Below are 19,999 nucleotides of genomic sequence, written 5' to 3'. Positions count from 1 at the left end.
GCGGCGCCACGCGCGCCGCGGATCCCCCCGCACGACAATTCTGCGGGAACCCTGTGGACGGTCTGCGATCAGCCCTGGGTTCGGAACACCAGGGACGAATGGCCCACCCGGATCACGTCGCCGTCGGCCAGCTGCCAGGTCTGCACCGGAGTGCCGTTGACCGTGGACCCGTTGGTCGAACCGATGTCGGCGAGCGTCGCGCTCTGGCCGTCCCAGGTGATCTCCAGGTGCCGCCGGGAGACGCCGGTGTCCGGGAGCCGGAAGTCCGCGTCCTGGCCGCGGCCGACCACGTTCGCGCCCTGCTTCAGCGAGTAGGTGCGGTTGGAGCCGTCGTCCAGCTGGAGGCTCGCCTGCAGCTGCCGTCCGGGCACCGGGGCGCCCTGCTGCGCGTACGGGTCCTGGCCGTAAGCCGCCTGCGGCTGGCCGCCGTACTGGTCGTACCCGCCCTGCTGGCCGTAACCCTGGTCATAGCCCTGCGCGGGGGGCTGGCCGCCGTAGCCCTGGTCGTACCCCTGCTGCGGCTGCCCGTAGCCCTGGTCGTACCCGCCCTGCGGAGCCTGGCCGCCGTAACCCTGGTCGTAGCCCTGCGCCGGAGGCTGGCCGCCGTAACCCTGGTCATAACCCTGCTGCGGCTGCCCGCCGTAGCCCTGGTCGTAACCGGGCTGCTGGCCCTGGCCGCCGTACTGGTCGTAGCCCTGCGCGGGGGGCTGGCCGCCGTAGCCTTGGTCGTAGCCCTGCTGCGGCTGACCGCCATAACCCTGGTCGTACCCGGGCTGCTGGCCACCCTGCTGTCCGTAGCCGTACTGGCCCTGCTGGCCGTACGGGTCACCCTGGTCGTATTGGCCGTAGCCGGGGGGCTGGCTCATTGGTGGGTCTCCTGCGTTGCTGGGTCGTGCCGACCGTGACGGCCCTTCCCCCGCAGTGTCGCGGGCGTCGGGATCGACGGACGAACGGGTCTTGAACTGTCCAGTATGCAGCGCCTCGTTGCGCTCGAGTGATACGACGACGTCACCATAGGTGTCCCAGCCCTGTGCGGCGAGGTGTTCCGCCACCGCCCTCGCGAGAACCCCGGTGACCCGCTGCTCATCGCCGGCCATGCGATCGTGGTCAGCCGCCCCCAAAGACACGATGTAGTGATTCGGGGCGAGCTGCCGACCGCCTGCCAGCTCACGAACGTTCTCCTCGCCTTCCCTCTCGAGCGCAACCGCCACTTCCTGCGTGACGACGTTGCCGCCGAACATGCGCGCGAAAGTATTCCCCACCAGGTTCTCGAGACGCCTGTCAAAGCGCTCAACGCGACCCACCGGGGACAACCTCCTCACACGTGTGCTTCCGCATCGATCCTATCCGGGGGAGGAAGGGTTGGGCATGCCCCCGGTGAAACCCGTCAGAAGGCCCTGCTAAGCTTTGCTGGCTGCCTCAAGGAAGCAACTCGGGCGAGTGGCGGAATGGCAGACGCGCACGGTTCAGGTCCGTGTGTCCGAAAGGACGTGAGGGTTCAACTCCCTCCTCGCCCACCATGGTCAGAGCCCCAGCCGCTTGCGCGACTGGGGCTCTTTCCGTTTGTCGGTCGTTCTTTTGCCCGGGGGCCGAGCCCCCGGACCCCCGCGGTGCCTTCGGTTGCGGTTGGTCGGTGGGTTGGTGCGGTATCGGCTTGGCTCGGGTGGTGGAGTTCGGGCCTGCTGGTCTGTGTGCGGGGGTGGTCCAGGACACATTTTGTGTTTCCTGGGTTGGGTGGTTGGTGCGGGAATTCCCGGTTGCGGGTTGCAGTGTGTTGTAGCGTCGGAGTGGTTTGGCGATCACTGACAGCTACCACATCTCGGGCCTGGGGAGGACTTGATGGGGTTTACGACCGTTCCGGAAGCGCTTCGTGCGGCTGACCGGGCTGGGCGGGCGGCGGTTGGGGAGATTCGCGGCGCGGATTGCGGCACGCCGGTCCACGAAGTGTCGGCGGCGTTGCCTGGGGCCAAGGCCAGCAGCGCGGCGGCGACATTCGTTGAATTCTGGACGGCCACCTTGGCGTCGTGGTGCCGAGACGCCGACGAGCACGCCGCGGCGCTGGGCACGGCGGCCGACACCTGACGCGAGCACGAGCGACCTCGGCCCGCTCAGCACAAGCTATGACCACGGCGGCTATCTCGACTCGAAGTCGACAAGTCTCTATAACATGGCTGCGATCACCACTGGCCACAACGACCTCGCGGTCAACTACCAAGGTCCGCAAGACCATAGTCCGCCAGACGTACGTCCCATTCCTCCTGGAGTCCCCGCCACGCCTCAGACGACGCCGCCACCACCTGTCGCGTCGCCTCCCGGCGCGACTCCCACGCCGCCCCCGCCGTCGCGTTAAGGAGTCCTGTGCCGATGCGATCATCATCGCCGCGCTCCGGAGTATCCGCGAGCGTCGAGTTCCGTGCCGGACGCAGGGCTTGTCGCGATGGCTGCCAGAGAGGTCATGTGCCCTGGCGCGTGGGCGCTGTCATCGCGGGCCTCACGGCCCTGCTCCTCAGCAGTTGCGGCAAGCCTGCCGACCCCTTCACTCCAGGAGCGGACGTGAACACAGACCAGAATTCCGTCTTCGCCAAACTCATGAAGCTGCCCGACATCGATCAGGCGGCCGCGCAGTACCAGCGGATGGCCGACGAACTCCAGACCGCGCTCGGCGATCAGATACCCGCCCTCAAGCACTGGACTCTGACGAACGAACAGATCCGCGCGGGGTGCGGCAATGACTACCCGGGCATCGGATCGGCGGGTGAGGATCTCAGCCTCGAGAACCGCGTGGTGCCGGTCAAACTGTCTGATGCCGACTATGAGCGTGCGCTCGGCATCGTGGGAGCTATCGCGACGAAGTACGGCTTCACCTCTCAACCGCAGCGCATGCACGACGCGCCGGGATCTCACGACGCGTTCTTCCACAACCAGGCCGACGCCAGCTCCATCCAGTTCGGCACTGACAAACAGACCCTCATCGGGATCACGGTCGGCTGCCATCTCACCGCGTCGACCAAGAAACTCGGGCACCTTCCCCCGAAACCGAGCTACTGACCGCAGTTCTGCGGCGATATTCTGTGCTTCGGCCGGATATCGTGGTGGCGATGACGAACCCTTATATGTCCGCGCCGTCTCCCGGTCGCTGGTTTCCTCCGGCCTTGGTCGGGAAGATCCGTGCCACCACCATGCGCTGGGGTTCCGCGAGTGCGGGAATCGGCTTGCTCATGGTTATCGCGGTGCCTATTTTCGGGTACCGCCTTCCTACTTCCTATGACGTGACCACCGGGATGACGGTCGTCTTGGGGATTCTCGCCGCGGGTTGCTTGATGCTTTCCGGGGTCGGGCTGATGATCGCGCGTTCCTATCTGACGGGAGGGTTCCTCAGGCACCGGAAGGAGTACACCGTACTGGGAGTCCAGGTGGGGACAGCTGTTACGGGATGGCTGGTGACGATCGGATTCGTTCTCTGGTACGTCGTTTCCGTGACGACCTCGGGCGGCTACTCCGGAGTGGGGCAGTTGCACTTCACCGTGCCCATCGTGCTTTATCTGTGCATCCCCGTCATCGCGGCGCTCATCAACTCGGTCAACTTGATCCTTGCGTTTTCTCTGTTCTTTCCCTCGCCTCGCAGGCTTAGCGGGTACTGATGGGCCAGGAGCTGGAAGCCCGGGTCGAGCAGTACTTCGAGGGCGGCTCTTCTTGAGGTTTTCGCGCAGCTTGCCCGGCCCGTTGTGGGGCATTGGGAATTCGTGACGGTTCCCACGAGGAAGACCGTGGCAGTGCCCAGCGGGCAGGCGTACGAAGTCAGGGCTGTCGCGCCGGTCGTGGTGCGGCAGGGGGACGCGCAGTGGAGTCCTTCGCCTGCTTGTTTGTATCGGGAAGACGGCTCGATGTTGCTGCTGACGCCCCGGTGAATCGGTAAGCTGGCGGTCACTCGGGGTGAGGGGTGGACTGGTGCACAACGAAGTCGGGTCGGTCGGCGGCGGTTCTCTCGTGCAGGCGCAGTACATCGGCACGATCAATCAGCAGCTGCCCGGACCCGAGCGAGTGGTGCCGCACGAAACGCCGCGGGCGTTGCGGCGGTTGGTCGGGCGGGACGACCAGATCAAGGCGTGTCTCGAAGATCGGCGTGCGCCGCTCGTGGTGTTCGACGGATTGACCGGGGTCGGCCGGCGGGCGTTGGCGCGGTATGTCGCTGAGCAGGTGAAAGACCGTTATCCGGGCGGGGCCTATTACACGGACTACGCGACGCACACGGTCGACGGGGAGACGGTGATTTCGGCGGCACTGCGCTCGTTGCTGCGCCGCGACGGGGTTCGTGACGAGGTCATGCCCGCCGAGCCTGGGCTGGCGAGTTTGTGGCGGAGCCGGTCGTCCGGGGCGGCCGCGGTGATGTTGCTGGAGAACGTCACGGAGGCCGAGCAGTTTCTGCAGTTGATGCCTGGCGGGCAGGATTGGCTGGTGCTCGTCGCGGGGCGGGTGGAGTCGCCGATCGAGGTCAACGAGGTCGGCGGCAAGACGGTCGAGGTCACTCCGCTCGACGAAGCGCAGTCCGCCCAATTGTTTCGTGAGCTGAGCGGGCTGGACGGCGATGATTCGCTGCTGGCGGAGATCCTGGGCTACTGCGGCGGATTGCCGTTGGCTCTCCGGAACGCCGCGACGCTCGTCGTGGTCGGGCGGTGTCCTTCGTTGCCGGAGCTGGCGGCCCGGTTGCGGCGTTCGCGCGACGAGTTGATGCGGACCGACCGGGGGCCGAAGAAGGGGGAGTCGGTGTTTGAAGCGACCTATCAGGAAGCTACGGAACCGGCGCAGCGGGCGTATCGGCTGCTTGGCGCGTATCCGGCGATCGAGTTCACCGCGCCGGTTTTCCACCTGCTGCTCGGGCTCGACGAGGCCGCGGCGGGAGACATCCTCGCAGAGTTGGTTCTGCTGAAGGTGTTTCAGGAAGACCACGGCCGGTACTCCATGCATCCGCTCGTCCACGACCACGCGGCGTCCCTTTCCGCTTTGGGCGACGAGGAGACGCACGAGGCGCTCGCCCGGGTGGTGCGAGGGTTCCGCAATGTCGCGTACTACGCGGACGCGGCGATGATCGGGGCCAGGTACCGGGTCGCGGGCGTTCCGGAGATTCCGGATCCCTTCACCGGCGATCGGCGGGCCAGCGGGCTGGCGTGGTTCGAGGAGAACCGGCGCGCGTTGCACGAACTGCTGCCGGTGGCCAGGGAAATCGGCCTGGTCGACGAAATTTGGCAGATCGCCGAATCGCTCGCGGCCTACTACTTCGATCGCAAGCGGTACGCCGATTCGCTCAGCAGTCTCCGGCACGGCATCAAGGCCGCGGAAGAAGCCGGGAATCGGGTGGCGGAGGCGCGGTTGCGCAGTCTGGCGTCGCGTCCGCTGACGGATCTCGAGCAGTTCGAGCAAGCCGGGGAGTTCGTGGCCCGCTCGATCGAGCTGGCGGATCAGGACGGACACCTGGTGCTGCGTGCGTCGGTGCGGGAGTTCGCTGGCCGGTACCACGATGTGGCTGGCCAGCCGGAACAGGCGCAGCAGCGGTACCGGGAGTCGATCGAGCTCAATCAAGCTGCTGGGGAAGCGCGTGGTGAGGCGCTGAGCCGGATGTTCCTCGGGCAGTCGCTCGGCGACGCGGAGGGGCTGCGCGAACTGGAAGCCGCGCATCGGACGTTCGACGAGCTTGGCGACGGGCGGTTGGCTGCGCGTGCCTTGCTGATTACCGGGCAGGTGCGTGTGCGCACTGGTGCGCCGGGCGGGATCGATGCGTTGACCACTGCGGCGGAGGCGTTCGAGGCGAGCGGGGCGACGTTTTACGAAGCCCAGGCTCGGGAAGCCTTGCACGCGGCGCTGGTAGAGGAGAGTCCGGAGGCGGCGCGTAGCCACCTGGAGCGGGCGATTCGGCTGTATCGAGAGCTGGGCAGTCCGCGGGCCGACAAGCTGGAGTCAGAAAACGACGGTGGTCTCGACGGAGCCGAGTCGTAGGGATAGCGGACGGTCGCTTTCCCGGCCGGTGGCCAGACATGCATGTAGGGCTGATGCCAGTGCGGCGACGTCGGCCGCGCCGGTCACGGTGAATGTGTTGCCGTCTCGGGTTCGGGCGACGCATCCGCCCGGGGTGGCGGCCGCGGCCAGTGTGCAGGCGGGGTGGAGTCGCAATGCGTTGGCGCACCAGGCTTCTGGTGCTGAACGCAGTGCGGTTCTGGTGAGCACAGTGGCGTTGCCGATGCGGCCGAGGTTGTCGTCGCTTTCGTCGGCTACCACGTGTCTCAGCTTGGTCTCGGCTCGTGCGAAGTCTGGTCTCCATTCTTCTACCGAGCGGGGGAATCGATGCAGGGTAAGGGAATTCGAGTCGGTGAACTCCGGGTAAGCGGTGAATGCGCGCGGAACGGACGGGCGCGGTTCCGGATCCGGTGCCCGCAGCAGTTCGAGGGGGCGGGGTTCCAGGCCCGCCAGGCCGAGGATGAGCGCGTGCAGTTCCGCGGTCGCGCCGTGCGGGCTGGCGAAGGTGCGCTCGGCGAGATCTTGTTGCCACGGCTGGGTTTTCGCCGCTTCGATCTGGTCTCGGAGGGGGCGATCCCAGGTGAGCCGAGCGGCGTGCTGACCGAGTAGTTCGGCGCTGGTGCCGGGGACGACCTCGTTGCCGAACGCACCGAGCAGCAACGGGCGTCCGGTCGCGGCGGCCAGCAGGGAGACCGAGCCGTGGTCGCCGATGACGACGTCCGCGGCGACGATCGCGGCCTGCCATCCGCGTTCTGGCGGGAGGAGCAATAGCCCGGCGTCCTCGGCGGCGGCGAACCACGAACGGATCTGGAAGGGCCGGTAGCGCGACCAGACGTTGGGGTGCAGTACGAGGCCGACGGCTGCGGAGTCGTAGTCGAGGGCGGCCAGCAGTTCGGCGGGAAGTCGTGGGCGGCGGCCGATCAGCGAGGTCTCCCCCCAGGTGGAGCTGACCAGCACGAACTTCCGCCCGGTTACGCCGAGGGCGGCGCGGTAGTGGTCGCGGTGCGGTTCGCTTCGGAGAAGCTGCTCGAACTGTGGATCGCCGATGAGCACGGTCTGCCCGTCGGTCAGCGGCTCGGCGTCTTGCAGTTGCTTTTGCTGGTTCGGATGGGAGAGCGCCATCAGCACCCGTCCGGACCGCAGCGCGGCCGACGGGATCAGCCCGGAAAGCCGCGTGCCGGCGGAACCGGAGTCGGGAACGTACTTGTGGAATCCGACGCCGTGCGGAAGGACGAGCACTGGGCCGGAGACGTGGTCGAAATCAATGTTTTCGCTGGCCGTGATCGCGAGTGCGTAATTGAGCTTTGGGACATTTTCCCAGGGGGTGCAATGCGCTTCCGCTCGGGCGAGCAACTCCTCGACACCCGCGCTGAAGCGGGACCCGCGGTCGACGGTGAAGGTGAAGCGAATCCGCTGGTCATCCTGGAAGAGGCGGCAGACCTCGAGCAGCTTGATCGCCGAAGTCCAGGTGCGCACGACTCCGAGCACGACGACCGGGTCGAAAGTCCGCCACCTGCTTTGCTGCTTTGCTGCTTTGCTGCTTTGCTGCTTTGCTGCTTTGCTGCTCAATTCAATTCTACCAAATCCGTCCTGGAATTCCTGGTCAGAACCTTACCTGGCCCTGATCGTGGTGAAGGGCTGGACGCGGACGGTGACGTTTCCGGTAGCCTGAGCCGGGACCGGCTGGGCGGGGGACACGGTGAGCGACGGCAACTATTTCGACGGCGAGGCGGACAAGGTCTTCCAGGCGCACAACGTCTACGGAGACGTGCATTTCCACGGGCCGGAGCAGCCGGCGGTGCCGGCGTTGCAGGTCCAGGCGCCGCCGAAGCATTACCGGAACAACGAGCCGCAGCTTGATCTGCTGACTGAGATCCATGACGAAGCGCTGGACAAGGTCGCGATCGCGATCGTGCGGGGTGCGCCGGGCAGTGGGCGGACGACTCTGTGCGAAACCTGGCTGCATCAGCATCAGGACCGGTTCGACCGGTTCTACGAGGTGCGCGTCGGTCATCGGGCGGGCGCGGACGTGCTGGCCGAACTGCTGTCCAAGCTGGGGTACGGCCCGGACGAGATGCAGGCGAGTCTCGAGGGGCGCTCGGCGATGTGGCAATCGCAGACCGCCGGGTTCAAGGTCGCGTTGCTGGTCGACGATGCGTTGAGCGCGGCCGAGGTTAAGGCGCTGCTGCCGACGCGTCCCGGGTCGTACGTGCTCGTGGTCGGGTCGGGGTTTGATGCGCTGCACGCCCGGCATTCCGCTCGGGAAGTCGTGCTGGAGCCGTTGGGCGACGAGGCGGCGCTGGGAATTCTGACTGAACTGGTGGGCGAGGAAAAGCTCGCCGCTGAGGAGGAGCAGCTGGAAGAACTGCTCCGGATCTGCGATGGCTCTGCCGCGGAACTCAACGTCGCGGCCATGATGCTCGCGCGTCAGGGCGCGACGGTGCAACGGCTGCTCGCGCGGATCCGGGCGAAAGGCGCCCTGGCCAGCGCGGTGTTCGACGTCGCCTACGAGCTGTTGAGCGAGCAGGAACAAGCGGTGTACCGGTTCTTCGGCGCGCATCCGGGCAGCGGTGACGTCCGGCTGGAAACCGTCGCGGAGGTGCTCAGTCTCGACGAGTTCGACGCTGAGGACTCCTTGCAGAAACTGGTCTCCGCCAGGCTGATCGAGGTGATCCGAGGCCGCTATCGGATGTCCGAGCTGGCTCGGCTGCACGCCGCGACGCTGGCTGGCGAGCTTTCCGCGGCGGTCGTCGGGTACTACGCCGAGCAGGGGCTCCGGATCGCGGAACGCGCGCTGCCCACTGGATGGCCAGCGAAGATTTGGCCGGGTTTCGCGCCGGCGTCCGAGGGGGACGCGTGGGAGTGGTTGTTCGCTGAGCAGACGAACTTGCTCGCCGCGGCGGAGGTCGCGTTGCAGGTCGGCGCGCTCGCGGACGTCATCCGGCTGGCGAGGGCGTTGTGGCCGGTCTACAAGGACGGCGCGTACCCCGTCGAGTTGGCGGCGGTGAGTCAGGACGCGGTTCAGGCCGCACAGGCTGCTGGGATGCCGCTTGCCGAGGGGCTGGTCCGGACTCAGCTCGGGTTTGCTCAGATGCAGCGGCGGGATTGGGCTTCGGCACAGGAGCAGTTCGCCGTAGTGGCCGAGCTGGCCACTACGCCGGAGGAGCATGCATCTGCGCTGGAGGCGCGTGGGCTCGCGTTCTTCGAGCCGGGGTTGATCGCGCGGCAGCAGGGACGGGCGGAGGACGCAGCTTCGCTGTACCGCCAGGCGGAGATCTGCTTTCGGGAAAGCCTTGCGCTGGCCGAGGAAATCGGTGCCGACCGTCGGCTCGCGTTGATTCGGATGCATCTGGCCAAGGTCGTGTCGCCGGAGGAGGCGGCTGTCCTGCTGGCACAGGCGGAGCAGGGGCTGAAGAACGAGCCGGGCAATCTGGTGAAGGTCCGGTTGTGGCAGGGGCGGAAGCTGATCGAGGCCGGGGCGTACGAGGAAGGCGCGGCCGCGCTGGCCGAGCTCGCCACCGCGGCGGAGAAGGCCAAGCTGCAGCGGGAGCGTATCGCGGCGTTGCGGTCTCGGGCGGAGGCCGCGCTTGCCCGCGGCTACCGTGACCAGGCGAAGGCGCATGCGGAGGACGCGTTGGGCATTGCGCAGCTGCACGGCTTTACTGCCGAAGCGACCGATCTGCTGATCTGGATCGACCAGCTCTGACTATCCATAGTGGACAGTAAGCCGGACTTCGTGCTTGCGGCCGCCCGCGGTGAACGACAGCTGTTCCGGGAAGCCGAGGCCTAGCGAGTCGCGCGCGTACAGCAGCGACGGCACGGCTTGCGGCAGGTCGGTGCCGGTGAAGGACACGACCAAGCCGGCGCGGCTGCCGGCCAGCCAACCTGATCCGGCTGGGCAGGCGGCCCATTCGCAGCCAGGGAATTCGGCGAGAGTGAGGGCGATCCAGCGGCCCGGGTCGGGGAATTGGTCGCCCAGCACGATGTCGGCGCGGCGCAGCAGGCGTGGGTCGGGGCCGTCTACGTGGACGACTAGGTGAGCATCGGGTGTTTCGGCGGCGAATCTGGTTACTTCGTCGCCGCGGACCTGGATCCATTGCGCGCCGGGCTCGGGGCGTTGGACGCGCGGCAGCGGGAACGCGGTGAAGCCGGCTGGTTGAGCTGGGGGCGGGAGTTTGAGGGTGCGGTAGCCGAGGTCGGTCAGGAGGGCCGCGGACTCTCCGGGGACGCTGGTGGCGAGCGCGGTCGCGGCGGCCAGGTCTGCGGGCTGGGTCGCGGTGCGCAGTTGGCCGGCCAGGTTTTCGCTGGTCAGCATGGGGGTGGCACGCAGCAGGGCGGCTACCGGGGAATCCGGATCGACGGCTTCGTGTGGTGCGGCGGCAAGCAGGACTGGGGTGCCCAGGCAGGCGGAGTAGTACGTGACGGAGCCGTGGTCGCCGATGGTGACGTCGGCGGCTACTGCGGCCGGTTGCCACAGATCTTCTTCCGGCAGGACGATTACACCCGCCCGTTCGCAGTCTCGCAGCCACATTTTCAGCTGCCACGGGTAATGACCTTGGCCGATATTGGGATGCAGGGCTAGGACGACGGCGAATTCGTCCAGGGGCAATTGCCGCGCGATGCGGGCGGGGAGGTCTGGGCCGGATCCGTAGGACGAGAGGTGGCCCCACGTGGACGAGATCAGCACCAGGGTTTGTTCGCCGGTGACGCCAAGGGCCTGGCGGTAGGATTCGCGCAGCTCGCGGGCGTCTCGCAGGCGGTCCAGGCAGGAATCTCCGGCGATGACGGCGTGTTCGGCGGCTTCCGGGCAGTACTGCCGCAGCCGGGTGAGCTGCTCGGGGTGGGACAGGACGTGATGTTCGGCGATCACCTCGCCGTTATGCAGCAGCCATTGCTCCGACAACCCGAAAACCGGTTTCCGGTTTCCGGTTTCCGGTTTCCGGTTTCCGGTTTCCGGTTTCCGGTTTCCGGTTTCCGGTTTCCGGTTTCCAAGAATTTATTATAACCCATTCCGTGCGGCAAAACCGTTAACGGCGCGCGAATCCGATGCAATTCCCCGCCGTAACTCGCCGCCAAAGCCCAGTCGAAGTCCTCCGCGACGACGTCTTCCCACGGCTCCAGCGGGATCCCGCGCGCGGCGAGGTACTCCCGCGTCCCCCGGGTGAACGCGCTCGAATCCGGGCACGTGAACACCACCTGCACCCGGGGATCCCCGGCGAACAACGGCAGCACGTCCAGCAGCCTTGTCGCGGCGGTGACGTTGTGCACTACCGCCAGCAGCGTCCGTTCCGTGGGCACAGTGCGCCATCGGCGCGGCACAGGGAAGGACGACGAAGGCACGGAGAGCGATCCTACCGATCGCGCTCCGTGCCGGTCGTTCGAAAAGCCTCAGAGGCTGATATTGCCTTGTACGTCACGCAACTGGACGACCTTGGCCCCTTCGGCCACCGTGCCCACGTGGTTCGTGACCCCGCCGCTGCGCGCCTCCTGGTGCACCTCGAACTCGGTGCGCAGCGCCGCGCCGAACTCCGGGTCCTGGCGGCTGACCTCGTCGAGGCGCTCGGCCAGCGCGGTCACGGTGGCCGGGTTCTCGGGGGTGGCCGCCTCCAGCTCCGCGGTCGCCTTGCTGTTGCCGGAGAACTTGCGCTTGACCAGGTCGTACAGCCCGGTCGCGGCCTTCGTGGCCAGCGCGGTGGCGACAGCGGTCAGGATCGGCTCGGGCATGCGACTCTCCTCAGGTCGACGGCCCTCCCACCGTACTCACTTCGCGTGCTCGTCGATCCAGTCGGCGATCACATCGATGCGCGACGTCGTTTCCGCGCCGGTGTGCGGGCAGTCCGGGCCGTTGTTCTCGATCGAGATCAGCTTGCCGTCGGTGAAATACGGCGCGCCGGTGTCGTAGGTGCAGGCGCTGGTGGACGCTTCCGGCGCGACGCCGTGAATGGCGACCGTCGTGCCGCCGACCGACGAGATCTTCATCGTGCCCTGCTGCAACTGCTTGGACGGCACCGGATTCTGCGCCGTCCGGCTGCCCCATCCGGCCAGCGTGACCTGCTGTCCGACGCCTGGCACCAGGTGGTTCGCGGCGAGTGGCGTGACGCCGGAGACCGGGCTGTCGAGCTTTGCCAGCGCGACGTCGTTGGGTCCCGCTTGCAGAACCTGCGTCACCTTGCGCTGGACGCCCTTTTCCTTCGTCTCGTCCACCAGGCCCAGCGACACCGTCGTCGGGTACGGCACCGGGCCGGACACCCGGTTCTTGTTGGCGTCGTGGAAACAGTGGCCGGTGGTGACGATCCACTGCGGCGCGACGAGCGCTGCCGAACAGAAGCTCGAGTACGTGCTTCCGTTCGGCAGCGGGATTCCGGTCATGCTCAGTTTCGCGGCGAAGCCGAATTGGCCCGCTGGGACGTCAGAGCCGTTGGCGACGGCCAAAGCCGGGCTCGCGGTGAGGATGGGCAGGAGAACTGCTGCGGAGATCGCGGCGCGGACGCGCATTCTGTCCCTTCGTCCGGTGCCACCGGCGGACGCCGATGAACTCGGCCTTCCACGCTAACGACACCGTCCGCGATGCGGAATTCCCTTGATGGGCGACGAAAACCGACCGATCTCGCGACTTGCCCTCACTGGGTGTGCGAGGCGATCCAGTCCTTGAGGATGTCGACGCGCGCGGTCGTCTCCGGGGTGGCGTGCGGGCAGTCCGGGCCGGTCGACTCGACCGAGATGATGCGGCCGGTGTGGTCGCCGTCGTCGACGAAGTACGGCGCGCCCGAGTCGTAGCTGCACGCGCTGGTGTCCTTCTTCGGCGCGACGCCGACGATGGTCGCGGTGGTGGCGTCCGAGCCGACGACCTGCATTTCGCCCTGCTGCAGCTTGTCCGACGGCTTCGGCGAAACCTCGGTGAGGCTGCCCCATCCGGCGAGCAGCACCTTCTGGCCGGTGGTCGGCGCGGCGGGCGAAACGGTCAGCGGCTTGATGTCGGTGACCGGCGAGTCGAGTTTGGCGATCGCGACGTCGTTGATGCCCGCCTGCTGCACCTCGGTGACGTTGCGCCGTTCGCCCTTGCCCGGTTCGTCGGTGGTCGAGCCGAGAAGCACGGAAGTCCCGTACGGCACCGGGCCGGAAACCGGCTTGCGGTTGACGTCGTGGAAACAGTGTCCGGCGGTGATGATCCATTGCGGCGCGATGAGGGAACCCGAGCATCCGCTCGAATAAGTGGTGCCGTCCGCCTTCGGGATGACGGGCATGGACAGCTTGGCCGCGAACGGATACTCGCCGGGCGCCACATCGTTGCCGTTCGCGACCGCGGACGCGGGCGCGGCCACGGCTAGCGCGGCGCCGGCGGCGAGGAAGGCAGCGGAAAGGGCAGCACGCAAACGCATGAAATATCCTCCGGAAGACGACTACTCAATGCGAACGTAGGCGTCTCCGGTTTCCCCCGAAAGGGGGATCAGCCGGGGCTGCCCGATCGGGCTTGCCCGGCTGCCCGCGTTTTCTTGAATCAGCTCACGCCGACGAGATCGACGACGAAAACCAGAGTTTCGTTCGGGGCGATCACGCCGCCCGCGCCTCGCTCGCCGTACGCCAGGTGCGGCGGGATCACCAGCTGGCGGCGGCCGCCGACCTTCATGCCCGCGACGCCCTGGTCCCAGCCGGGAATGACCTGTCCCGCGCCGACCTGGAATTCGAGCGGCGCGCCGCGGTCGTAAGAGGCGTCGAATTGCGCGCCGGTGGAGTGCGAGACACCCACGTAATGCACGCTGACGGCATTGCCCGCCTTGGCCTCGGGGCCGTCGCCGACCGTGATGTCTTTGATCTGCAGCTCGGCGGGCGGCGGTCCGTCCGGGCGCTCGACTAGGGGCTTTTCCACGCTCATGGGGCTCACCGTACCTATCGGTCAAACGCCGCGCCTGATGGACGCCTACCAGGGAGGACTACTCCCAACGAGGGGATAAACGCGAAAAGTCTTCACATGTGCCCTACCCGTCGGTAGCGTGCGCTGGGTCACCCTGGGGAATCCTTCGTGGACGGAGTGCGGCATGCGACGACGCATCCCAATCCTGGCAGCGGGCGCGGTAGCCGTGCTCACGGCCGGGCTAGTGCAGATCGGGACCGCGGCACCGGCTTCCGCCGCGTTGCCCGGCAACGACTATTGCGCTGGCCAGTGCAACGACATCCTGCCGCCGGGCGAGAACGGCAGCGCGACGCTCGCCGAAATCCTCGCCAACAAGGCGTTCGGCACACAGCCCGGGCACGCGGACGACCAGCTCGGCAAATACGCCGACCTGGCGGGCGGGTACAAGACGCTGACGACCGACACCATCGGCAAGTTCTTCAACGACTCGTCCTTCGGCGTGCCCGCCGACCAGGTCGCAAGCACGCTGAAACCGCGCGACGACGTGACGATCACGCGCGATAAGGCCACCGGCGTCCCGCACATCCAGGGCACGACGCGGTCCGGCACCGAGTACGGCGCGGGATACGCCGCGGCGCAGGACCGCTTGTGGCTCATGGACATCATGCGCCGGGTCGGGCGCGGCCAGCTGACGTCGTACGCCGGCGGCGCGGAAGCGAACCGCGAGCTGGAGCAGTCTTTCTTCGCCTCCGCGCCCTACACCGAGGATGAGCTGCAGCAGCAGATCGACGCGGTGGCGGCGAGCGGTCCGCGCGGCCAGCAGGGGCTTGCCGACGCGAAGGCGTACATCGAGGGCATCAACAAATACATCACCGATTCGCACAACGGCCGGTACTTCCCGGGCGAGTATGTGCTCACCGGGCACGTCGACGCGATCACCAACGCGGGCACTATCGAACCGTTCAAGCTCACCGACCTGGTCGTGCTCGCCTCGGTGGTCGGCGCGCAGTTCGGCGCCGGCGGTGGCGGCGAGGTGCAGAACGCGGTCGCGAAGCTGGCGCTGCAGGAGAAGTACGGCGTCGAGCAGGGCGAAAAGGTGTGGCAGAGCCTGCGTGCCGAGGACGATCCCGAGGCCGTGAAGACCCTGCACGACGGGCAGAATTTCCCGTACGGCAACACCCCGGCGAATCCGCAGGGCGCCGCGCTGCCGGACAAGGGCTCGGTGACGAACCAGCAGCTCGTGTTCGACCAGACCGGTTCGGCCGCCGCCGCGCAACCGAAGGTCAAGGTTTCGGCGCCGAAGGATCAGGAATCCGCGCGCGGCATGTTCGACAACGGCGTGCTGCCGGGCAACATGCTCAAGGAAAAGCACGGCATGTCCAACGCGCTGCTGGTGTCGGGCGCGAAGACCGCCAGCGGACATCCGGTCGCCGTGTTCGGTCCGCAGACCGGGTATTTCGCGCCGCAGCTGTTGCTGCTGCAGGAAATCCAGGGTCCCGGCATCAGCGCGCGGGGCGCGTCGTTCGCCGGGCTCAGCATGTACGTGCTGCTCGGGCGCGGCCAGGACTACTCGTGGAGCGCGACGACCGCCGCGCAGGACATCATCGACACCTACGCGCTGCCGCTGTGCGACCCGAGCGGCAAACCGGCCACAAAGGACTCGAACTACTACCTGTACCAGGGCAAATGCCTCCCGATGGACACCGTGGAGCGCAAGAACGCCTGGTCGCCGACGGTCGCGGACGGCACCGCCGCCGGGTCCTACACGCTGCGCAGCTACCGCACGAAGTACGGCCCGGTGACCTCGCGGGCGACGGTGGACGGGAAGCCGGTGGCGTACTCGTCGCTGCGGTCCTCGTACTTCCACGAGGTGGATTCGCTGATCGGGTTCCAGGAGTTCAACGACCCGGGTTACGTGAAGTCGGCCGCGGACTTCCAGCGCGCAGCGAACGACGTCAACTTCACCTTCAACTGGTTCTACGCCGATTCGAAGGACATCGCGTACTTCAACTCCGGCGCGAACCCGGTGCGCAATTCCACTGTGGACCCGATGATGCCCGCGTGGGGCGATCGCGGCTTCGACTGGAAGGGCTGGAACCCGGCGGGCAACAAGGCTGATTACACGCCCGCGGCGCAGCATCCGCAGTCGGTGAACCAGGACTACTACATCAGCTGGAACAACGCGCAGTCCGACGGCTACGCGTCCGGCGGTGCGGACAAGTCCGCCGTACACCGCGCCGACCTGCTCGACGCGCGGGTCAAGGGCCTGCTTTCCAGCGGTACCAAGGTGACGCGGGTCAACCTGACCCAGGCGATGGCGGACGCGGCGCTGGCCGACCTGCGGGCGGAGAAGGTGCTGCCGTTGCTGCTGCAGGTGCTCGACAAGGCCCCGCTCACCGGTGCCGCCGCGGATGCCGAGGCGAAGCTGAAGACGTGGATGGCGCACGGACACCAGCGCGTCGAATCCAGCCCGGGCAGCAAGACCTACAACGACGCCGACGCGATCCGGATCATGGACGCGTGGTGGCCGCTGCTGATCACCGGCGAGTTCAAGCCGTCAATGGGCGACGACGCGTTCGGCGCGATGACGAACGTGCTGCAGATCAACGAAAGCCCGTCCGGATTCCAGAACGAGACGCCGGGCAAGCACGTCGGGCAGCCGCACCAGGGTTCGGCGTACCAGCACGGCTGGTGGGGTTACGCGAGCAAGGATCTCCGCACGGTGCTCGGCCAGCCGGTCGCGGGCCCGCTGGGAGCGAAGTTCTGCGGCGGCGGCGACCTGACCGCGTGCCGGCAGACGCTGGTCGACTCGCTGACCACGGCCGCCGGACAGCCGGCGAACACCGTGTACCCCGGCGACGGCGACTGCTCGGCGGGCGACCAGTGGTGCGCGGACTCGATCATCCAGCGTCCGCTGGGCGGCATCGCGCACGGCAAGATCAGCACGCAGAACCGGCCGACGTTCCAGCAGGTCGTCGAATACCCCGCGCACCGCGGCGACAACGTCTCGAACCTCGCGGCGGGCAAGCCGGTGAACGCCTCCAGCGCGGAAACCGGCTTCTACAACTCGCCCGCTTCGAACGCGGTCGACGGCAACGCCGGTACGCGCTGGGCGAGCGACTGGAGCGACAACCAGTCGATCACCGTGGATCTGGGCTCGGTGCAGCAGGTTTCGCGGGCGGTGCTGTCGTGGGAGAAGGCATACGGGAAGGGGTACAAGATCCAGCTGTCCACGGACGGCACCGACTGGCACGACGCGGCCGCGGTGACGGACGGGAACGGCGGGGTGGACAACATCTCGTTCGCGCCTTCGGACGCACGGTTCGTTCGGATGCAAGGGGTCTCGCGCGGGACTAAGTACGGGTATTCGCTGTATGAGTTCGAGGTTTACGCGCACTGAGCTCTGTTGCTACTGACGTGATGACGAGGACCGCTCCGGCCAGCATGATCGGCCGGGGCGGTTCTTTCGCGCGTGGCGTCTCCCATGTTGTGGAACGCCTGACCACCTGGTGATATTCGTCGCCTGCCGTTCAGCCGGTCGCGAAGTTACCGTGTCCGCATGGACGACTGGACTCCGCGGACCCGCGCGATCGTGGCGGGTCGGCCGCACGGCCCTGGTGAGCCGCTGACCACGCCGATCGTTGCGACGAGCACGTTCGAGGCCGGTGGCGACGCGGTGTACGCGCGTTCCGACGGCACGGCTACCTGGGCTGCCTTCGAGGAGGTCGTCGGCTCGCTTGAGGGTGGCACTGCGGTCGCCTACGCATCGGGCGTCGCCACGTTGTCCGCGGTGCTGGATTCGTTGCCGGTCGGGTCGACGGTCGCGGTTCCGTCGTTCAGTTACGCCGTCACACGCGGCGCGTTGAAGCACGCGCAGCAAATTGGTCGCCTCACGGTCACCGAATTGGAGCCGACGGACACTCAAGCATGGCTCGACTGCGACGCCGATCTGTTGTGGCTCGAATCGCCGACTAACCCGACGCTCGACGTGATGGACATCGAGACCATCGCCCGCGGCACAAGGGGTCGCGTAGTCGTCGACAACACCTTCGCGACTTCGCTGCATCAGCAACCACTATCGCTCGGCGCGGACATCGTCGTGCACAGCGCCACGAAACTTATTGGCGGACACAGCGATCTTCTGCTCGGCGTCGCGGTCGCAGCCGAGCAGAACATTGTGGACGAGCTTCGTGCGGCGCGGACTCGGGTCGGCGCGACACCGGGTGCGCTCGAAACGTGGCTTGCGTTACGCGGTTTGCGGACGCTTCCGGTGCGGCTCGCCGAGCAAACCCGTACCGCCGAGCTGCTGGTGTCCCGGTTGGCGGAACACCCGGCGGTAACAAAGGTGCGTTACCCCGGTTTCGGGATGATGGTGGCGTTCGAGGTCGACGGCGCCGACGCGGCCGACAAGGTGTGCGGGAGCGTCCGGCTGATCCGTCCGGCGACGAGCCTCGGCGGGGTAGAAAGCCTGATGGAACGGCGTGCGTGGCTTCCCGGCGAGGAACGCGTGCCGCCGGGGCTCATCCGGTTTTCCGTCGGATTGGAGGACCCGGAGGACCTGTGGCGGGATTTGCTGACCGCACTCGGCTGATTTCCGCCATTTATTAACGAGGGCTGTGCGGGTTGCCTCGCAACTGTTACGGTATGGGCACGACAAGCCGGATTCCCGGCAATCAGGCGAAATCATCGCCGCCGAGAAGGCGTTCGTTACGCCTTTCTCTCGTGTCATTAATCACCAGCTAAAGGGTTACCCCTATGGGCTGAATCTTCGGCAGGATCAGCGAGCGCGGTGGGGGTCATCGCGCTTTTCCTCAGAGGGGTAATCATCTTGAAGAAGACTTTGGGCAGACTCGCGGGCGCTGTGCTCGCGGGCGCCCTGATCAGCCTTGCCGTCGTGCCTGCCGCGAACGCTGAGGAGGGCCCGGCGGCGACCGCCTCGGCCCCGGCCAGCGCGACGGAGACCGTTCCGGACAAGCCGACCGAGACCGGTAAGCCCACCGAGACCGGCAAGCCGACCGAAACCAGCACTCCGACGGAGACGGGCAAGCCGACCGAGACCGGTAAGCCGACGGAGACGGGCAAGCCGACCGAGACCGGCAAGCCGACCGAAACCGGCAAGCCGACCGAGACGAGCAAGCCGACCGAGACCAGCAAGCCGGAAGAGCCCCCGTACGAGGACAACGTCGCCTACGGCGTCGACCTCGACGGCAACGGAGGCTTCTTCGTGATCGCGTGCGCCGCCGGCGAGCCGACCAACGTGCACTCCAATGACTTCGACCTCGTCGAGGGCCCGGTCCAGTTCGAGGACGACGGCCGTTACTGGGGCTGGACGGTTACCCGTCACGAGGGCGTGTCCTTCGACAAGGGCACCGTCTACGCGAGCTGGACCTGTGCGGGCAAGCCGACTGACGGCGGGCACGTTCCCCCGGCGGGCGGCGCGGGCGCGGGTTCCGCTGGCACCACCGGCGGCCACGGCGACTCGCAGGTGAAGTACGCGCCGAAGCACGGCGTCGAGACCGGCTTCGGGGGCATGGCCGCCTGATGTCCAGGAAGTTCGGGCAGGGTGCCGCCGTCGCGGGCGCCCTGCTCCTCTCCCTCTCGCTGAGCGCGTGCGGTTCGGACGCCCCGGCGGCTCCGGCCGCGCAGGCCCCGGCCAGTTCGGCGGTCCCGGTGACGAAGCCGTTCGCCGGGCTGCGGCCGACGTCGGTCGAGATCCCGAAGATCGGCGCGAAGTCGACGCTGATCACCGTCCTTCCCAACAAGGAGGGGCAGATCTCGGTTCCGTCGGTGAAGAACCCGATGCAGGCCGCGTGGTACCGGCTTTCTCCGGTGCCGGGCGAAGTGGGTCCGGCGATCGTGCTCGGGCACGTCGACGGCGACCACAAGCCGGGGATCTTCTACAAGCTCAAGGACGTGAACCCGGGCGACGAGGTCGACGTCGAACGCAGCGACGGCAAGAAGCTGAAGTTCGTCGTGGACCGCAAGGAACAGGTCCCCAAGGACACGTTCCCGACGCAGGCCGTCTTCGGCAACACGGACAAGCCGCAGCTGCGCATCATCACCTGCGGCGGCGTGTTCGACCACGCCGAGCACAGCTACAAGGACAACATCGTGGTGTACGCGAACCTGGTGTCCTGA

Annotated in this window: 18 protein-coding genes and 1 tRNA gene; 11 read left to right on the top strand and 8 right to left on the bottom strand. The window is 67.2% G+C overall.

Annotated elements, in window-relative coordinates; translation table 11 throughout:
- Nucleotides 1-68: 68 nt before the first annotated feature.
- On the bottom strand, nucleotides 69-1,304 hold the full coding sequence (locus tag AB5I40_RS26430) for a DUF3662 and FHA domain-containing protein (protein ID WP_370932715.1): 1,236 nt from the start codon (nucleotides 1,302-1,304) through the stop codon (nucleotides 69-71).
- A gap of 130 nt (nucleotides 1,305-1,434) precedes the next feature.
- Here AB5I40_RS26430 and AB5I40_RS26425 point away from each other — a divergent pair.
- The 6 genes from AB5I40_RS26425 to AB5I40_RS26400 all read left to right on the top strand — a co-directional run bounded on the left by AB5I40_RS26425 (nucleotide 1,435) and on the right by AB5I40_RS26400 (nucleotide 5,991).
- Nucleotides 1,435-1,520 (top strand) — tRNA-Leu (locus AB5I40_RS26425).
- Between the two features lie 319 nt (nucleotides 1,521-1,839).
- On the top strand, nucleotides 1,840-2,082 hold the full coding sequence (locus AB5I40_RS26420; protein ID WP_370932714.1) for a hypothetical protein: 243 nt from the start codon (nucleotides 1,840-1,842) through the stop codon (nucleotides 2,080-2,082).
- A gap of 471 nt (nucleotides 2,083-2,553) precedes the next feature.
- Nucleotides 2,554-3,048: an LppA family lipoprotein gene (locus tag AB5I40_RS26415; RefSeq protein ID WP_370932713.1), complete on the top strand. Its 495-nt coding sequence runs from the start codon at nucleotides 2,554-2,556 to the stop codon at nucleotides 3,046-3,048.
- A gap of 50 nt (nucleotides 3,049-3,098) precedes the next feature.
- Nucleotides 3,099-3,641 carry a hypothetical protein gene (locus tag AB5I40_RS26410; protein WP_370932712.1) on the top strand — a complete coding sequence of 181 codons (543 nt, stop codon included), beginning with the start codon at nucleotides 3,099-3,101 and terminating at the stop codon, nucleotides 3,639-3,641.
- 126 nt (nucleotides 3,642-3,767) lie between these two features.
- Nucleotides 3,768-3,908: a hypothetical protein gene (locus AB5I40_RS26405; protein WP_370932711.1), complete on the top strand. Its 141-nt coding sequence runs from the start codon at nucleotides 3,768-3,770 to the stop codon at nucleotides 3,906-3,908.
- A gap of 40 nt (nucleotides 3,909-3,948) precedes the next feature.
- Entirely contained in the window at nucleotides 3,949-5,991 is a 2,043-nt protein-coding gene (locus AB5I40_RS26400) for a hypothetical protein (protein ID WP_370932710.1), read from the top strand.
- Here AB5I40_RS26400 and AB5I40_RS26395 read toward each other — a convergent pair.
- Nucleotides 5,953-7,578: a hypothetical protein gene (locus AB5I40_RS26395; RefSeq protein ID WP_370932709.1), complete on the bottom strand. Its 1,626-nt coding sequence runs from the start codon at nucleotides 7,576-7,578 to the stop codon at nucleotides 5,953-5,955. The two genes, AB5I40_RS26400 and AB5I40_RS26395, sit on opposite strands and share 39 nt — an antisense overlap.
- A 130-nt stretch (nucleotides 7,579-7,708) precedes the next feature.
- On the opposite strand from AB5I40_RS26395, the gene AB5I40_RS26390 reads away from it, so the two are divergent.
- Nucleotides 7,709-9,715, top strand: coding sequence for an ATP-binding protein (locus AB5I40_RS26390; RefSeq protein WP_370932708.1), 2,007 nt, complete (start codon nucleotides 7,709-7,711; stop codon nucleotides 9,713-9,715).
- Here the strand turns inward: AB5I40_RS26390 and AB5I40_RS26385 are convergent, their stop codons facing one another.
- The 6 genes from AB5I40_RS26385 to AB5I40_RS26360 all read right to left on the bottom strand — a co-directional run bounded on the left by AB5I40_RS26385 (nucleotide 9,716) and on the right by AB5I40_RS26360 (nucleotide 13,882).
- The gene (locus tag AB5I40_RS26385) at nucleotides 9,716-10,912 is read right to left on the bottom strand and encodes a hypothetical protein (RefSeq protein ID WP_370932707.1); all 1,197 of its coding nucleotides are present in this window, start codon (nucleotides 10,910-10,912) and stop codon (nucleotides 9,716-9,718) included.
- Entirely contained in the window at nucleotides 10,876-11,349 is a 474-nt protein-coding gene (locus tag AB5I40_RS26380) for a hypothetical protein (protein ID WP_370932706.1), read from the bottom strand. Before AB5I40_RS26380 ends, AB5I40_RS26385 begins: the two co-directional genes overlap by 37 nt.
- Nucleotides 11,350-11,397: 48 nt before the next feature.
- Nucleotides 11,398-11,733, bottom strand: a complete 336-nt coding sequence (locus tag AB5I40_RS26375) for a hypothetical protein (RefSeq protein ID WP_344282217.1) — start codon at nucleotides 11,731-11,733, stop codon at nucleotides 11,398-11,400.
- A gap of 36 nt (nucleotides 11,734-11,769) precedes the next feature.
- The gene (locus AB5I40_RS26370; RefSeq protein WP_370932705.1) at nucleotides 11,770-12,504 is read right to left on the bottom strand and encodes a trypsin-like serine protease; all 735 of its coding nucleotides are present in this window, start codon (nucleotides 12,502-12,504) and stop codon (nucleotides 11,770-11,772) included.
- Nucleotides 12,505-12,629: 125 nt separating this feature from the next.
- Nucleotides 12,630-13,388 (bottom strand): trypsin-like serine protease, encoded by a 759-nt coding sequence (locus tag AB5I40_RS26365; protein ID WP_370932704.1) that lies wholly within the window; start codon nucleotides 13,386-13,388, stop codon nucleotides 12,630-12,632.
- A gap of 119 nt (nucleotides 13,389-13,507) precedes the next feature.
- The gene (locus AB5I40_RS26360; protein ID WP_344282208.1) at nucleotides 13,508-13,882 is read right to left on the bottom strand and encodes an FKBP-type peptidyl-prolyl cis-trans isomerase; all 375 of its coding nucleotides are present in this window, start codon (nucleotides 13,880-13,882) and stop codon (nucleotides 13,508-13,510) included.
- A gap of 163 nt (nucleotides 13,883-14,045) precedes the next feature.
- On the opposite strand from AB5I40_RS26360, the gene AB5I40_RS26355 reads away from it, so the two are divergent.
- The 4 genes from AB5I40_RS26355 to AB5I40_RS26340 all read left to right on the top strand — a co-directional run bounded on the left by AB5I40_RS26355 (nucleotide 14,046) and on the right by AB5I40_RS26340 (nucleotide 19,999).
- On the top strand, nucleotides 14,046-17,261 hold the full coding sequence (locus AB5I40_RS26355; RefSeq protein WP_370932703.1) for a penicillin acylase family protein: 3,216 nt from the start codon (nucleotides 14,046-14,048) through the stop codon (nucleotides 17,259-17,261).
- 159 nt (nucleotides 17,262-17,420) lie between these two features.
- Nucleotides 17,421-18,452 carry a PLP-dependent aspartate aminotransferase family protein gene (locus AB5I40_RS26350; RefSeq protein ID WP_370932702.1) on the top strand — a complete coding sequence of 344 codons (1,032 nt, stop codon included), beginning with the start codon at nucleotides 17,421-17,423 and terminating at the stop codon, nucleotides 18,450-18,452.
- Between the two features lie 237 nt (nucleotides 18,453-18,689).
- Entirely contained in the window at nucleotides 18,690-19,403 is a 714-nt protein-coding gene (locus tag AB5I40_RS26345) for a hypothetical protein (RefSeq protein WP_370932701.1), read from the top strand.
- A complete protein-coding gene (locus AB5I40_RS26340; protein WP_370932700.1) occupies nucleotides 19,403-19,999 on the top strand; it encodes a class F sortase in 597 nt (198 codons plus the stop codon). Before AB5I40_RS26345 ends, AB5I40_RS26340 begins: the two co-directional genes overlap by 1 nt.

It is taken from the genome of Amycolatopsis sp. cg13 (assembly GCF_041346965.1).
Taxonomy (GTDB): domain Bacteria; phylum Actinomycetota; class Actinomycetes; order Mycobacteriales; family Pseudonocardiaceae; genus Amycolatopsis.
This window is presented reverse-complemented; position numbering and strand designations above follow the sequence as displayed.

Excerpts from the sequence above, each read along its gene's own strand:
- AB5I40_RS26360 (WP_344282208.1), bottom strand. The coding sequence starts at position 13,882 with ATGAGCGTGGAAAAGCCCCTAGTCGAGCGCCCGGACGGACCGCCGCCC.
- AB5I40_RS26375 (WP_344282217.1), bottom strand. The coding sequence starts at position 11,733 with ATGCCCGAGCCGATCCTGACCGCTGTCGCCACCGCGCTGGCCACGAAG.
- AB5I40_RS26370 (WP_370932705.1), bottom strand. The coding sequence starts at position 12,504 with ATGCGCGTCCGCGCCGCGATCTCCGCAGCAGTTCTCCTGCCCATCCTC.
- AB5I40_RS26410 (WP_370932712.1), top strand. The coding sequence starts at position 3,099 with ATGACGAACCCTTATATGTCCGCGCCGTCTCCCGGTCGCTGGTTTCCT.
- AB5I40_RS26355 (WP_370932703.1), top strand. The coding sequence starts at position 14,046 with ATGCGACGACGCATCCCAATCCTGGCAGCGGGCGCGGTAGCCGTGCTC.
- AB5I40_RS26350 (WP_370932702.1), top strand. The coding sequence starts at position 17,421 with ATGGACGACTGGACTCCGCGGACCCGCGCGATCGTGGCGGGTCGGCCG.
- AB5I40_RS26340 (WP_370932700.1), top strand. The coding sequence starts at position 19,403 with ATGTCCAGGAAGTTCGGGCAGGGTGCCGCCGTCGCGGGCGCCCTGCTC.
- AB5I40_RS26420 (WP_370932714.1), top strand. The coding sequence starts at position 1,840 with ATGGGGTTTACGACCGTTCCGGAAGCGCTTCGTGCGGCTGACCGGGCT.
- AB5I40_RS26365 (WP_370932704.1), bottom strand. The coding sequence starts at position 13,388 with ATGCGTTTGCGTGCTGCCCTTTCCGCTGCCTTCCTCGCCGCCGGCGCC.